11 protein-coding genes are annotated in these 14140 nt (G+C 70.0%); all 11 read left to right on the top strand.

The window, feature by feature from the left end:
• The first annotated feature begins 15 nt into the window (after window positions 1-15).
• The 11 genes from bamA to tilS all read left to right on the top strand — a co-directional run bounded on the left by bamA (window position 16) and on the right by tilS (window position 14098).
• Window positions 16-2517 (top strand): outer membrane protein assembly factor BamA, encoded by a 2502-nt coding sequence (gene bamA / locus N788_RS12795; protein ID WP_034225840.1) that lies wholly within the window; start codon window positions 16-18, stop codon window positions 2515-2517.
• Window positions 2518-2527: 10 nt separating this feature from the next.
• Complete coding sequence (lpxD, locus tag N788_RS12790; RefSeq protein WP_034225726.1) at window positions 2528-3544, top strand: UDP-3-O-(3-hydroxymyristoyl)glucosamine N-acyltransferase; 1017 nt, start codon at window positions 2528-2530, stop codon at window positions 3542-3544.
• Window positions 3545-3565: 21 nt separating this feature from the next.
• Window positions 3566-4033: a 3-hydroxyacyl-ACP dehydratase FabZ gene (fabZ, locus tag N788_RS12785; RefSeq protein WP_034225723.1), complete on the top strand. Its 468-nt coding sequence runs from the start codon at window positions 3566-3568 to the stop codon at window positions 4031-4033.
• A complete protein-coding gene (lpxA, locus tag N788_RS12780) occupies window positions 4030-4800 on the top strand; it encodes an acyl-ACP--UDP-N-acetylglucosamine O-acyltransferase (RefSeq protein WP_034225720.1) in 771 nt (256 codons plus the stop codon). Before fabZ ends, lpxA begins: the two co-directional genes overlap by 4 nt.
• A 7-nt stretch (window positions 4801-4807) precedes the next feature.
• Window positions 4808-5971, top strand: coding sequence for a lipid-A-disaccharide synthase (lpxB, locus tag N788_RS12775; RefSeq protein WP_084696047.1), 1164 nt, complete (start codon window positions 4808-4810; stop codon window positions 5969-5971).
• On the top strand, window positions 5968-6555 hold the full coding sequence (rnhB, locus tag N788_RS12770) for a ribonuclease HII (protein ID WP_034225716.1): 588 nt from the start codon (window positions 5968-5970) through the stop codon (window positions 6553-6555). Before lpxB ends, rnhB begins: the two co-directional genes overlap by 4 nt.
• A 131-nt stretch (window positions 6556-6686) precedes the next feature.
• Window positions 6687-7316: a YkvA family protein gene (locus N788_RS14105; protein WP_051924649.1), complete on the top strand. Its 630-nt coding sequence runs from the start codon at window positions 6687-6689 to the stop codon at window positions 7314-7316.
• A gap of 158 nt (window positions 7317-7474) precedes the next feature.
• The gene (locus tag N788_RS12760; protein WP_160171932.1) at window positions 7475-8098 is read left to right on the top strand and encodes a YkvA family protein; all 624 of its coding nucleotides are present in this window, start codon (window positions 7475-7477) and stop codon (window positions 8096-8098) included.
• A gap of 73 nt (window positions 8099-8171) precedes the next feature.
• Window positions 8172-11687 (top strand): DNA polymerase III subunit alpha, encoded by a 3516-nt coding sequence (dnaE, locus tag N788_RS12755; RefSeq protein WP_034225711.1) that lies wholly within the window; start codon window positions 8172-8174, stop codon window positions 11685-11687.
• Between the two features lie 142 nt (window positions 11688-11829).
• Window positions 11830-12789 carry an acetyl-CoA carboxylase carboxyltransferase subunit alpha gene (locus tag N788_RS12750; RefSeq protein ID WP_034225708.1) on the top strand — a complete coding sequence of 320 codons (960 nt, stop codon included), beginning with the start codon at window positions 11830-11832 and terminating at the stop codon, window positions 12787-12789.
• Window positions 12790-12820: 31 nt separating this feature from the next.
• Complete coding sequence (gene tilS / locus N788_RS12745; protein ID WP_034225706.1) at window positions 12821-14098, top strand: tRNA lysidine(34) synthetase TilS; 1278 nt, start codon at window positions 12821-12823, stop codon at window positions 14096-14098.
• The last annotated feature ends 42 nt before the right edge of the window (window positions 14099-14140 follow it).

The raw sequence follows: 14140 nt of genomic DNA, 5'->3' as shown, positions 1-14140 counted from the left end.
TTCCACGGATTTATGATGACGCGACCCACTGTCCGACGCCGCCTCCTGAGCATTGCGCTCGCCGCCGCCCTTGCCGGCCCCGCCTACGCCCAGAACTACGAGCCGTTCGAGGTCGCCGACATCCGGGTCGAGGGCCTGCAGCGCATTTCCGCGGGCACGGTGTTCACCTACCTGCCGGTCGAGCGTGGCGACACGCTGGACCGCGGCCGGTCCGGCGACGCGATCCGCGCCCTGTTCCGCACCGGCTTCTTCAGCGACGTCAGCCTCGAACGCCAGGGCGACATCCTGGTGGTGGTGGTGACCGAGCGCCCGGCGATCAACAGCATCACCCTGAGCGGCAACAAGGACATCAAGACCGATGACCTGATGGCCGGCCTGCGCAGCATCGGCCTGGCCGAGGGCGAGACCTACAACCCGCTCAACCTCGACCGCATCACCCAGGAACTGATCCGCCAGTACAACAACCGCGGCAAGTACAACGTTTCGATCCTGCCCTCGGTGTCCAACCTCGACCGCAACCGCGTCGACATCACCATCGTCGTCGAGGAAGGCAAGGCCGCGCGCATCCGCGACATCAACATCGTCGGCAACGAGACCTACCTCGAGGAAGACCTGCGCCAGAGCTGGGAGTCGGACACCAGCAACTGGCTGTCCTGGTACCGCCGCGACGACCAGTACTCGCGCGAGAAGCTCTCCGGCGACCTCGAGAAGCTGAGCAACTACTACCTCGACCGCGGCTACGTCGACTTCAACGTCGAGTCGACCCAGGTCGCGATCAGCCCGGACAAGCGCGACATCTTCGTGACCGCCAACATCGCCGAAGGCGAGGTCTACACCATCGGCGACGTCAAGGTCTCCGGCGACACCATCCTGCCGGTCGAGGAGATGGAGAAGCTGCTGTTCGTCGCCGAGGGCGCCACCTTCTCCCGCGCCCGCGTCGAGCTGAGCACCGACGCGATGATCGCGGTGCTGGGCAACATCGGCTACGCCTTCGCCCAGGTCAACCCGGTGCCGGACATCGACCGCGAGAACCGCGTCGTCGGCCTGAACTTCTTCGTCGAACCGGGCCCGCGCGTGCAGGTCCGCCGCATCGTCTTCAAGGGCAACACCGGCACCGCCGACGAAGTGCTGCGCCGCGAGATGCGCCAGTTCGAGGGCGCCTGGTTCTCGCAGGCCGCGGTGGACCGCTCCAAGGTCCGCCTGCAGCGCCTGGGCTTCTTCGAGGAAATCGACATCGAGACCCCGGAAGTGGCCGGCACGCCGGACATGGTGGACGTGGTCGTCAACGTCAAGGAACGCAACTCGGGCCAGTTCACCTTCGGCCTGGGCTACCAGCAGACCTACGGGCTGATCACCAGCCTGCAGCTGGTGCAGAACAACTTCCTCGGCACCGGTAACCGCGTCGCGATCGCGGTGCAGAACAACAGCTTCTCCAAGCAGTATTCGCTGGGCTACACCGACCCGTACTTCACCGATTCGGGCGTCAGCCTGGGCTACAACCTCAGCTACAGCGACTACAGCTACTCGCGCCAGGACGCCAACCTGGCCCAGTACAACAATGCCGTCGCGTCCGCCGAAGCCCTGGTCGGCCTGCCCCTGACCGAAACCGACTCGATCCAGTTCTCGGTGGGCATCGATCGCAACGCGATCACCACCCAGGACGGCTTCACGCCCGAACCGCTGATCCAGTACCTGGTCAGCACCCTGGGCGACCGCCAGCGCTTCCCGCAGTTCCATATCGACGACGACCAAGATCCCGAAACGCCGGCGGACAACGACGACGACGACCCGAGCACCACCGACCCGCTGCAGTCCGGCGGTTCGCGCAAGTGGAACGTCAATGCCTGGCGCCTGCAGACCGGCTGGGTGCGCGATTCGCGCAACGACTTCCTGCTGCCCACGCGCGGCAGCTACCACCGCATCAGCGCCGAGTTCGTGCTGCCCGGCAGCGACCTCGAGTACTACAAGCTCGGCTACAACTTCGAACACTACATGCCGCTCACCAACTGGCTGGTGATGAAGTTCGGCGCCGAGATCGGCTTCGGTGACAGCTACGGCGACACCAGCAAGGCGCTGTGCCAGAGCTTCGACACCGAAGGCGACATCATCACCACGACCACCAACTGCGGCCTGCCGTTCTTCCGCAACTACTACGCGGGCGGCCCGAACTCGATCCGCGGCTTCGAGGTCAACACCGTCGGCCCGACCTACCAGTTCACGTCCGACGGCTTCCGCCAGCCCATCGGCGGTTCGTTCAAGACCGCCGGCACGATCGAGTTCTACTTCCCGACGCTGTTCGACAGCCGCGGCACCCGCCTGTCGACCTTCATCGACTACGGCAACGTCTATAACGGATTCGACGACTGGGAAGCCAAGACCCTGCGCATCTCGACCGGCGTGGCGCTGCAGTGGGAATCGCCCATGGGCCCGATCCAAATCAGCTATGCCCTGCCGATCCAGCGCGAGCGTTCGGACCAGATCGAACGCCTGCAGTTCACCTTCGGCGGCAGCTTCTAAGACCGGGGCGATGCCGGCCCCGTCGCCGACGCTGGCCGAACTCGCCGGGCAATTCGGCCTGGCCCTGCGCGGCGATGGCGATGTCCGCATCCGCGGCGTCGCCACCCTGTCGGCGGCCGGCGCCGGCCAGCTGGCGTTCCTGGCCAATCCCCGCTACCGGCGCGAACTCGCCGGCACCGGCGCCGCGGCGGTGGTGCTGGCCGAGGCCGATGCCGCCGACTGCCCGGTGCCTTGCCTGGTGGCCGCCTCGCCCTACGCGGCCTTCGCCCGCATCGCGGCCCTGTTCGAACCCCGGCCACTGCGCGAGCCCGGCGTGCATCCCGCCGCCGTGGTCGCGGACGATGCCATCGTTGATCCCGGTGCCCACGTCGGCCCCTTCACCAGCATCGGCGCCCGCAGCCGGATCGCGGCCGGCGCGATCATCGGCCCGGGCTGCGTGATCGGCGACGACTGCGTGGTCGGGCCCGGCTGCGAACTGATCGCCCGGGTGACCTTGGTGGCCCGCGTCCGGCTCGGCGCGCGGGTCCGCGTGCATCCGGGTGCGGTGCTGGGCGCGGAGGGCTTCGGCCTGGCGATGGAGGCCGGCCGCTGGCTCAAGGTGCCCCAGCTCGGCGGCGTCGCGATCGGCGACGACTGCGAGATCGGCGCCAACACCTGCATCGACCGCGGCGCCCTGGAAGACACCGTGCTCGAGGAAGACGTGCGCCTGGACAACCTGGTGCAGCTGGGCCACAACGTGCACGTCGGCGCCCACACCGCCATGGCCGGCTGCGTCGCCGTCGCCGGATCGGCGCGTATCGGCCGCTACTGCCTGGTCGGCGGCGGCGCCGGCATCGCCGGGCACCTTACGGTCTGCGACAAGGTCACGATCACCGCCATGAGCCTGGTGACCGCGTCCATCACCGAGCCGGGCGAATACGCCTCGGCCATGACCGTGCAGGAAGGCCGGCATTTCCGCCGCAATGCCGCCCGATTCCGGCAATTGGACGCGCTGGCGCGTAGAATGGCACCCCCGCCCAAGGACTAAAGTCCCCCAAGGAACCCCAGGATGAGCCAAGACGCCATCAAGCTGCCCGTGGATGTCGCCTGCATCCTGAACCTGCTGCCGCACCGCTACCCCTTCCTGCTGATCGACCGGGTGGTCGAGCTGGACGCGCACAAGCGCATCCGCGCGCTGAAGAACGTCACCTTCAACGAACCCTATTTCCAGGGCCATTTCCCCGGCCGCCCTGTGATGCCCGGCGTGCTGGTGATCGAGGCGATGGCCCAGGCCGGCGGCCTGCTCACGCAGCTCTCGCTGCCGCGCGACGCGATCGGCGAAGGCAAGCTGTTCTACCTGGTGAAGGTCGACAACGCCCGCTTCAATCGCATGGTGGTCCCGGGCGACCAGCTCGACATCGAGGTCGTGCTCAAGCGCAACATCCGCAACATGGCGCTGTACGAGTGCTCGGCGCGCGTCGACGGCAAGGTCGTCGCCAGCGCCGAGATCCTGTGTGCGGAGGGTAAGGAGGAGTGATCCACCCGACTGCCCTGGTCGACGCCACGGCGCGGCTCGGCGAGCGGGTCGAGATCGGGCCCTACGCCATCATCGGCGCGGACGTGCAGATCGGCGACGGCTGCAGGATCGGCCCGCACGCGGTGATCAGCGGCCCCTGCCGGATCGGCCGCGACAACGTCATCCACGCCCACGCCACGGTCGGCAACGACCCGCAGGACAAGAAATTCGCCGGCGAGCGCACCGAACTGGTCATCGGCGACGGCAACACCATCTTCGAGTTCACCACCCTCAGCCGTGGCACCGGCGACGGCGGCGGCATCACCCGCATCGGCAGCCACAACTGGATCATGGCCTACGTGCACATCGCCCACGACTGCGTCGTCGGCGACCACTGCATCCTGGCCAACAACGCCACCCTGGCCGGCCATGCCCAGGTCGGCGACTGGGCGATCCTGGGCGGATTCGCCGGCATCCACCAGTTCTGCAAGATCGGCGCCCACGCCTTCATCGGCATGGGCAGCCTGGTCAACGCCGACGTGCCGCCGTTCGTGATGGTCGCCGACAAATACGCCGGGCCTCGCGGCATCAACGCCGAAGGGCTCAAGCGCCGGGGCTTCGACAGCGAGCGCATCTCGGCCATCAAGCGCGCCTACCGGGCACTGTACCTCTCGGGCAAGCCGCTGGCGGAAGTGCGCGGGCAGTTGGCCGCCGGCGCCGCCGATTCGCAGGACGTGCAGCTGATGCTCGATTTCATCGAACACAGCGGGCGCGGCCTGCTGCGCTAGGCCCGGCATGGCCGAACGTCCGGCACGCCGCCCCCGCATCGCCCTGGTCGCCGGGGAAGCGTCCGGCGACCTGTTGGGTGCCGGACTCGTTCGCGAGCTCAGGCGCCGTTTCCCGGACGCGCAGTTCGCCGGCATCGGCGGCCCGCGCATGCGCGCGGAAGGCTTCGAGGCCTGGCACGAAAGCGGGGAACTGGCGGTGATGGGCCTGGCCGAGGTGCTGCGCCACCTGCCCCGCCTGCTGCGCCTGCGCGCCAGGCTGCGCCGGCGCCTGCTGGACTGGCAGCCCGATGTTTTCGTCGGCATCGACGCCCCCGATTTCAACCTGGGCCTGGAGCGCAAGCTCAAGCAGGCCGGCATCACCACCGTGCACTACGTCAGCCCCTCGGTCTGGGCCTGGCGCGAAGGACGCGCGGCGAAGATCGGCCGCAGCGCCGACCGCGTGCTGTGCCTGTTCCCGATGGAGCCGCCGATCTACCAGCGCCATGGCGTCGACGCGCGTTTCGTCGGCCATCCCCTGGCCGAGGCGTTCGCCGCCGTGCCCGACCGCGCGGCGGCGCGCGAACGCCTGGGCCTGGCACCCGACATCCCGGTGCTGGCCGTGCTGCCCGGCAGCCGCCAGGGCGAGATAGAGCGCCTGTGGCCGACCTTCATCGACGCGGCGCGCCAGGTCACGCTGCAGCTGCCCGGCCTGGCCGTCGCGGTCCCGGCCGCCGACCCCGGCTGCCGCGAGGCCATCGAACGCGGCCTGGCGCAGTCGCAGTTGGCCAACGTCGCGCTATTCGACGGCCAGGCCCATGACGTGATGGTGGCGTCCGACGTGGTGCTGCTGGCCTCGGGCACGGCGGCGCTGGAAGCCATGCTGGCCAAGCGGCCGATGGTCGTGGGCTACCGCATTTCCGCGCTCACCTACCGGCTGGTGATGGCCCTGGGCCTGATGCGGGTCAGCCGCTACAGCCTGCCCAACGTGCTGGCCAACGAACCGATCGTGCCCGAGCTGATGCAACACGACTGCACGCCGGAAAACCTGGCCGAGGCGGTGATGCTGTGGTTCCGCGATCCGCAGGCACGCGACGCGCTGCTGCCCCGCTACGAACACATCCACGCCAAGCTGCGCGGCGACGCCGACGCCGCGGCGGCCGACGCCGTGGCCGAACTGATGCCGGCGCGATGACTGCGGTCCTGGTCGCCGGCGTGGACGAGGCCGGACGCGGCCCGCTGGCGGGGCCGGTCGCGGTCGCGGCGGTCATCCTCGACCCGGCCCGGCCGGTCGCCGGCCTGGGGGATTCCAAGGCCCTTTCCGCCCAGCGCCGGGAACGACTGGCACCGCTGATCCAGTCCCAGGCACTGGCCTGGCACCTGGAATGGGTGTGGCCGGACGAGATCGACCGACTCAACATCCTGCACGCGACGATGGCCGGCATGTCGCGCGCGCTGCGCGCGCTTTCGCCCTCGCCCGGGGCGGCCCTGATCGACGGCAACCGCCTGCCCCGCGACCTGCCCTGCCCGGCGGAAGCACTGGTGAAGGGCGATGCGCGGGAGCCGGCGATCATGGCGGCTTCGATCCTGGCGAAAGTGGCCCGCGACGATTACATGCGCGAACTCGAGCACACGCACCCGGGCTACGGCTTCGCCCTGCACAAGGGTTATCCGACGCCGGAACACCTCGACGCACTGCGCCGCCTCGGGCCCTGCGACGTGCACCGCCGCAGCTTCGCGCCGGTGCGCGTGTTGCTGTCGCCGTCCCTGGTCGACTGAACGCGCAGGCACTGGACACCCGCGCCCTGCAGGCGTAGAAAAAACCTTGCATCCCGGCGGATGCGGCGGCCCGCGGCCACTGCCGACCAGCCGCGCACCGCGCCCCCACCCGGCCGGCAGCGAGAACTGCCATGCGCCACGACCCCCCGCTCCCGGCAGGCACGCCCCTGCCCCTGCCCCGCCATGTCCACCACGACGGCCCGGCCTTCGCCGGCCCCGTGCCGATCGCCCCGCACGACATCGCGGAATTCAACGACCTGCTGCACGAACTGCACCCGGACGCACCCCATGTCGACGCCGATGCCGTCGCCAGCGTTGCGCGCTGGCTGATGGACCTGCCGCCGGCCCAGGGTGAAGCCCTGCTGCAGGCACGGCTTGGCCGCCTCGCCGAACTGCAGGCCATGGCCCAGGATCCGGGCTGGGCCATCGAACCGGCGCTGGCGCAGCGCATTGGCCGCCTGCTGGAGTACGTCGAACGCGAGCGCGACCTGATCCCCGACGATACGCCGCGCGTTGGCCGTCTCGATGATGCGCTGCTGGTGGAACTGGCGTGGCCGATGGTCGCCGAGGAGCTGGAGGACTATCGCGATTTCCAGCGCTTCCGCGACGAATCCGGCGATGGCTTCGACGGCCAGCCCACGCGCGAGGACTGGCTGCACACGCGACTCGAGGAAGGCGCGCTCTGGGAACAGCTGCATCGGGTCCGTCACCAGCACTATGTCGACTACGGCCCGCTCGAAGGTGGCCTGCGCGTGGTGTGATCGACGCGGTGAAACTGTCGCCTGCCTGAATTGGGCCGAAGGTCACACCGACTTACGGAGGGCGATAAATCCGCTGCAACCAAGCAAGCTGGCACGGCATCTGAAACAGGCAGGTGCGCAGGGAATCCACCCTGCGTCCCATGCCCAAGGAGGCCGTCATGCAGTCCACCTTCCACGATCCGCTCGCCCTGCGCCTGCCGCCCGAGTCCACCGACTCCCGCCGCCGCCATGTCGGCGACCTGGCGCTGGAAGACTCCGCGGTGGCACGTTTCAACGCGCTGCTGGCGCAGCTGGATCCGAACGCGCCGCGCGTCAGTGCCGACCAGCTCGTCACCCTGGCCCGCTGGCTGCAGGACCAGCCGCGCGAACGCGCGGTGGCGGTCCTGGCCGAACGCCTGCGCCGTGTCGAACACCTGCGCCGCATGCTCAACGACAGCGACTGGGAGCTCGACGCCGAACTGCGCGAGCGCTCGCGCATGCTCATCAGCTACCTGCAGGAGGTCAACGACCTGATCCCGGACGACCTGCCGCTGGTCGGCCAGCTCGACGATGCCCTGCTGGTGGAGCTGGCCTGGCCGGCCTTCCGCGACCAGACCCTGGATTACGGCGATTTCTGTGCCTTCCGCCGCGACGAACAACCGCGTGGCAGTGGCGCCGAACGCCGCCAGGCCTGGGAGAACACCCGCCTGGCCGAACTGGCGCTGCTGCAGCAGCGTCGCGACGTGCGCGCCCGACCCTACGCCGCCAGCCAGCCGCTGCCACCGCTGTTCCGGGTTTCGTGACGGCCGGGGCATGACCGGGGGGCGGGCCCGGTCGCCCTCGGGGTAAACTGCCGGCTCGCCCACGGCTGCCGGCATGACGCCCCGATTCGTCCACCTCCACCTGCATAGCGAATACTCGCTCACCGATTCCAGCATCCGCATCCCGGAGCTGGTGTCGCGCTGTGCCGCGCTGGGCCTGCCCGCGGTCGCGGTCACCGACACCAGCAACCTGTTCGCCCTGGTCAAGTTCCACAAGGCCGCCGAAGCTGCCGGCCTCAAGCCACTGGCCGGCGCCGACCTGTGGATCGAGAACGGCGGCACGCCGGCCCGCATCACCTTGCTGTGCCTGGACCAGGAAGGCTACCTGGCGCTGTCGCGCCTGGTCAGCCGCGCCTACCTCGACGGCCATGCCGGCGACTACGTGGCGGTGCAGCCGGACTGGCTGTACGCCGACTGCGCCGGCCTGGTGGCCATCGCCGGCCGCGAAAGCCCGGTCGGCCGCTGCCTGCTGGCCGGGCGCGAAGAAGCCGCCCGCCAGCAGCTCGATGAACTGGCGCGCGCCTTCCCGGACCGCCTGTACCTGGAACTGACCCGCACCGGCCGCGAAGGCGAGGACGCCTTCAATGCCGCCGCCGCGGCGCTGGCCGGCGAGCGCGGACTGCCGCTGCTGGCCAGCAACGACGTGCGCTTCCTGTCGCGCGACGACTTCGAGGCGCACGAGGCCCGCGTCTGCATCGCCACCGGCCGGGTGCTCGACGACCCCAAGCGTCCGCGCGAGTACACCCGCGAGCAGTACCTGAAGTCGCCCGAGGAAATGGCCGAACTGTTCGCCGACCTGCCCGAGGCGCTGGAGAACACCGTCGAGTTGGCGAAGCGCTGCAATATGGCGCTGAGCCTGGGCACGTACTACCTGCCCGACTTCCCGGTGCCCGACGGCCATACGCTCGACAGCTGGATCCGCGAGGAATCACACCGCGGCCTGTCCGCGCGCCTGGCCCGCATCGAACTGGCGCCGGGCAAGTCGGCGTCCGACTACGCCGCGCGCCTGGACAGCGAGCTCGACGTCATTGGTTCGATGGGTTTCCCGGGCTACTTCCTGATCGTCGCCGACTTCATCAACTGGTCCAAGGCCAACGACATCCCGGTCGGGCCGGGCCGCGGCTCGGGCGCCGGTTCGCTGGTGGCCTACGCGCTGGGCATCACCGACCTCGACCCGCTGCGCTACGACCTGCTGTTCGAACGTTTCCTCAACCCCGAACGCGTGTCCATGCCCGACTTCGACGTCGACTTCTGCATGGACCGCCGCGACGAGGTGATCGACTACGTCGGCCGCAAGTACGGCCGCGACAAGGTCAGCCAGATCATCACCTACGGCACCATGGCCGCCAAGGCCGCGGTGCGCGACTGCGGGCGCGTGCTCGGCCATCCCTACGGCTTCGTCGATTCGATCGCCAAGCTCATCCCCAACACCCTGGGCATCACCCTCGACGATGCGCTGGGCCTGAGCGAAAAAGCGCGCAAGGACGCCGACCTGGCGTCGGCCGAGCTGATCGCGCGCTACCAGTCCGAAGACGACGTCCGCGACCTGGTCGACCTGGCCCGCAGCCTCGAAGACCTGACCCGCAACGCCGGCAAGCACGCCGGCGGCGTGGTCATCGCGCCGACGCCGCTGACCGACTTCAGCCCGCTGTTCGCCGAGCACCTGGCCAAGGGCGAGTCCTCGCGTTCGATCGTCACCCAGTTCGACAAGGACGACGTCGAAGCGGTCGGCCTGGTGAAGTTCGACTTCCTGGGCCTGCGCACGCTGACCATCATCGACTGGGCGGTGAAGGCCATCAATGCCCGCCGCGAACGCGCCGGCATCGAACCGGTGGACATCCTGGCGCTGCCGCTGGACGACCCGGACACCTACGCGCTGCTTTCGAAGGGACAGACCACGGCGGTCTTCCAGTTCGAATCGCGCGGCATGAAGGAATACATCCGCAAGCTGCAGCCCTCGACCTTCGAGGACCTGATCGCGCTGGCGGCGCTGTACCGCCCCGGCCCGCTGGGCGCGGGCATGGTGGACGACTTCATCGACCGCCGCCACGGACGCGCCGAGGTCAGCTACCCGCACCCGCTGCTCGAGCCCATCCTCAAGCCGACCTACGGCGTGATCGTCTACCAGGAACAGGTGATGCAGATCGCCCAGGTCCTGGCCGGCTACTCGCTGGGCGGCGCCGACCTGCTGCGTCGCGCGATGGGCAAGAAGAAGCCCGAGGAGATGGCCAAGGAACGCGTCAAGTTCGAGGCCGGCGCGGCCGAGCGCGGCATCGACCCGGGCAACGCCACCGCCATCTTCGACTTGATGGAGAAATTCGCCGACTACGGCTTCAACAAGTCGCACTCGGCCGCCTACGCGCTGGTCGCCTACCAGACCGCCTGGCTCAAGGCGCACTACCCGGCCGAGTTCATGGCCGCGACGATGTCCTCGGACATGGACAACACCGACAAGGTGGTGACCTTCCTGGACGAGTCGCGCGAGATCGGCCTGGCGGTGCTGCCGCCGGACGTGAACGCCTCGGGTTACATGTTCGAGGCACTCGATGCCAAGACCGTGCGCTATGGCCTGGGCGCGGTGAAGGGCGTCGGCCGCGGGGCCTGCGAGGCCATCGTCGAAGCGCGCAAGTCCGGCGGCGAGTTCCGCGACCTGCTCGATTTCTGCCAGCGGGTGGACGCGGTCAAGCTCAACCGCCGCGTGCTCGAGGCGCTGGTGCACGCAGGCGCCCTGGACGCGATCGGCGCCAACCGGCCCTCGCTGCTGCTGCAGGTGCCCGAGGCGATGAAGGCGACCGAACAGCTGGCGCGCGAGCGCGAGGCCGGCCAGGTGTCGCTGTTCGGGGGCGGCGGCGACGCGCCCGCCATCCACATCGAGCTGCCCGAGGCGCCCGACTGGCCGCTGGAGACCAAGCTGCTGGGCGAGCGCGAGACGCTGGGCCACTACCTGAGCGGGCACCCGCTCGATCCCTGGCGGGAAGAACTCAAGTCACTGGTCGGTGCCAGCCTGGCCGACCTCGACGCGCTGTGGAGCAGCAAGAAGGATCGCCGTGGCGAAGCCCCGGTGGTGCTGGCCGGCCTGGTCGGCGCGGTGCGCAAGCGCGGCGACACCATGGCCTTCGCCCGCATCGAGGATGGCCGGGGCCAGCTCGAAGTCGCCTTCTTCCGGGAGGCCTTCGCCGAATCGGGCCACCTGCTTTCGCGCGACCGCATCCTGCTGGTCGAGGGCAACCTGGCCGAAGACCAGTTCAGCGGCGGCTTCGTGCTGCGGGCCCGGCAATGCTGGGACTTCCACGCCCTGTGCGCCGAGCACGCGCGACGGCTGTCGATCACCGTCGACCTGCGGGCCCGTGGCGCCTGGGAGCGTCTCGAGGCCGCGCTGGCCGGATTCCGGCCCGGGGCCACCCCGCTGCGCCTGGACCTGCTGAGCCCGCGCAAGGCCCGCGGCAGCCTGGACGTCAATGGCGCCCTGGGCGTGCGCACCGAACCGGGACTGCTCAGCCAGCTGCGCGCCCTGCCCGGGGTCAGCCAGGTCAGCCTGGCCCTGCACCGCCCCTGGCAGCAGGGCGGCTGAGGCCCGCACCACCCACGCCGCGTTCGCGGCGCTCGCGGGCCGCGGGCGTGGCCTGCCGGGGCCAAGCCCGATAGAATCGCGGTCCTGAGTATTTGCTCCAGACGCCGCCCGCAGGCTGCGCGGGGCCGAACCGAGTATCCGAATGAACCCGAACTTCCTCGATTTCGAACAACCCATCGCCGAACTGGAAGCCAAGATCCAGGAACTGCGCAAGGCCAGCACCGGCCCGGCGGTGAACATCGAGACCGAAGTGAACGGGCTGCAGGAGAAACTGCGCGCGCGCACCGCCGAAATCTTCAAGGCCCTCACGCCCTGGCAGATTTCCCAGCTGGCCCGTCATCCGCAGCGGCCCTACACCAACGACTACATCGGCCTGATGTTCGAAGAGTTCCATGAACTCGCCGGCGACCGCGCCTACGCCGACGACGCCGCCATCGTCGGCGGCCTGGCGCGCATGGACGGGCGCGCGGTGATGGTCATCGGCCACCAGAAGGGCCGGGACACCAAGGCCAAGATCCGCCGCAACTTCGGCATGCCGCGGCCCGAGGGTTATCGCAAGGCACTGCGCCTGATGAAGATGGCCGAGCGTTTCCGCCTGCCCCTGCTCACCTTCATCGACACGCCCGGCGCCTACCCCGGCGTCGGCGCCGAGGAGCGCGGCCAGTCCGAAGCCATCGCCCGGAACCTGCTGGAAATGGCCGAGCTCCGGATTCCGGTCATCTGCACCGTCATCGGCGAAGGCGGCTCCGGCGGCGCCCTGGCCATCGGCGTCGGCGACCGCACCCTGATGCTCGAATACGGCACCTATTCGGTGATTTCGCCGGAAGGCTGCGCGTCCATCCTGTGGAAATCGGCCGACAAGGCCCGCGATGCCGCCGAGGCCCTGGGCCTGACCGCCGTGCGCCTGCACGAACACGGCCTGGTCGACGTCATCGTGCCCGAGCCCCTGGGCGGCGCCCACCGCGACCCGGCCGCGATGGCCGCGACGCTCAAGCGCCAGATCCAGATGGAGCTGGCCGCCCTCGACCGCCTCGAGTCCGCCGACCTGCTCGAACAGCGCTACCAGCGCCTGCGCCGCTACGGCGCCTACGAGGCCGCCTGAGCCCGGGGCGAACCCGCCCCGCCCCGCCCCCATGGTCCTGGCCCTGCCCCCGGTACCCCGCGACGGCCCGCTGCTGCTGGCCTACAGCGGCGGGCTGGATTCAACCGTGCTGCTGCACGGGCTTGCCACCGCCCCGCACCTGCGCGCGCGCGGGTTGCGCGCCCTGCACGTGGACCACGGCCTGCACCCCCGTTCCGGCGCCTGGGCCGAGGCCTGCGCGGAGAACTGCGCCCGGCTGGGCATCGAGCTGCACGTACGGCGCGTGACCGTAGAAGAGCGCGGAGACGGCCTGGAGGCCGCCGCCCGTGAGGCCCGCCATGCCGCCTTTGCCGAGGAGCTGGCGCCCGGCGAGCTGCTGTTGACCGCCCACCACCGCGACGACCAGGCCGAAACCGTGCTGCTGCGCCTGCTCCGTGGCGCCGGGGACGGGCTGGCGGCGATGCGCCCGTTCCGTCGTTTCGGCGCCGGCTGGCTGTGGCGGCCACTGCTTGACCTGCCCCGCGCCCAGCTGCAGGCCTATGCGCGCGAGCACGCGCTGCACTGGCTGGACGACCCGTCCAACGCCTCGGACCGGCACGACCGCAACTTCCTGCGCCACCACGTCTTTCCGCGCCTGCTCGAGCGCTGGCCACAGGCCGGGACTTCCCTGGCCCGCAGCGCAACCCTGCTGGCCACCCAGGCGGACCTGCTGGCCGGCGAGGACCGCCGGCGGCTGGCGCGCGTGCAGGGCCTCGACCCCGCCACGCTGTCGGTGCCGGCCCTGCTGGCCGAACCTGCCGCCTGGCGCGCCCGGCTGCTGCGGGCCTGGGTCGCCGGACGCGGCCTGCCCCCTTTGCCGGCCGATGCCCCGGCAAACATCGAACGCGACTTGCTGTCGGCCGCACCCGATGCCGAAGCCCGCCATGCCTGGGCCGGGGCCGTCATCCACCGCTGGCGCGACCTGCTGCATGCCGGCACCGACGCGACGCCATTGCCGGCGGACTGGCAGGCCTGCTGGGACGGCAGCGCGCCCCTGGCCCTGCCCACCGGTGACCACATCGCCGTATCGCCCGCCACCACTTTCGAGCAACCGCTGCAGGTGCACGCACGCCGGGGCGGCGAACGCCTGCAGCTTCCCGGCCGCGACCACCACACCACGCTCAAGCACGTCCTGCAGGACCTCGGCGTCCCGCCCTGGGAGCGCCGGCGCCTGCCCCTGCTCAGCCACCCCGACGGCCGCCTGCTGGCCGCCGGCGACCTGGCCGTCTCGGCGACCCTGCTCGACTGGCTCACGCGCCATGGTGCGCGCCTGGTCTGGACCGTCGCCTGAAACCCCGTTGACCCTTGCCGCGCGAGCGACCAAACTTCGCCC

It is taken from the genome of Arenimonas donghaensis DSM 18148 = HO3-R19, from assembly GCF_000743535.1.
Classification (GTDB): Bacteria; Pseudomonadota; Gammaproteobacteria; order Xanthomonadales; family Xanthomonadaceae; genus Arenimonas; species Arenimonas donghaensis.
The sequence above is the reverse complement of the archived record's forward strand: the minus strand, read 5'-3'. Positions and strand labels throughout refer to the sequence as shown.

Excerpts from the sequence above, each read along its gene's own strand:
- bamA (WP_034225840.1), top strand. The coding sequence starts at position 16 with ATGACGCGACCCACTGTCCGACGCCGCCTCCTGAGCATTGCGCTCGCC.
- lpxD (WP_034225726.1), top strand. The coding sequence starts at position 2,528 with ATGCCGGCCCCGTCGCCGACGCTGGCCGAACTCGCCGGGCAATTCGGC.
- fabZ (WP_034225723.1), top strand. The coding sequence starts at position 3,566 with ATGAGCCAAGACGCCATCAAGCTGCCCGTGGATGTCGCCTGCATCCTG.
- lpxB (WP_084696047.1), top strand. The coding sequence starts at position 4,808 with ATGGCCGAACGTCCGGCACGCCGCCCCCGCATCGCCCTGGTCGCCGGG.
- rnhB (WP_034225716.1), top strand. The coding sequence starts at position 5,968 with ATGACTGCGGTCCTGGTCGCCGGCGTGGACGAGGCCGGACGCGGCCCG.
- N788_RS14105 (WP_051924649.1), top strand. The coding sequence starts at position 6,687 with ATGCGCCACGACCCCCCGCTCCCGGCAGGCACGCCCCTGCCCCTGCCC.
- N788_RS12760 (WP_160171932.1), top strand. The coding sequence starts at position 7,475 with ATGCAGTCCACCTTCCACGATCCGCTCGCCCTGCGCCTGCCGCCCGAG.
- dnaE (WP_034225711.1), top strand. The coding sequence starts at position 8,172 with ATGACGCCCCGATTCGTCCACCTCCACCTGCATAGCGAATACTCGCTC.
- N788_RS12750 (WP_034225708.1), top strand. The coding sequence starts at position 11,830 with ATGAACCCGAACTTCCTCGATTTCGAACAACCCATCGCCGAACTGGAA.
- tilS (WP_034225706.1), top strand. The coding sequence starts at position 12,821 with ATGGTCCTGGCCCTGCCCCCGGTACCCCGCGACGGCCCGCTGCTGCTG.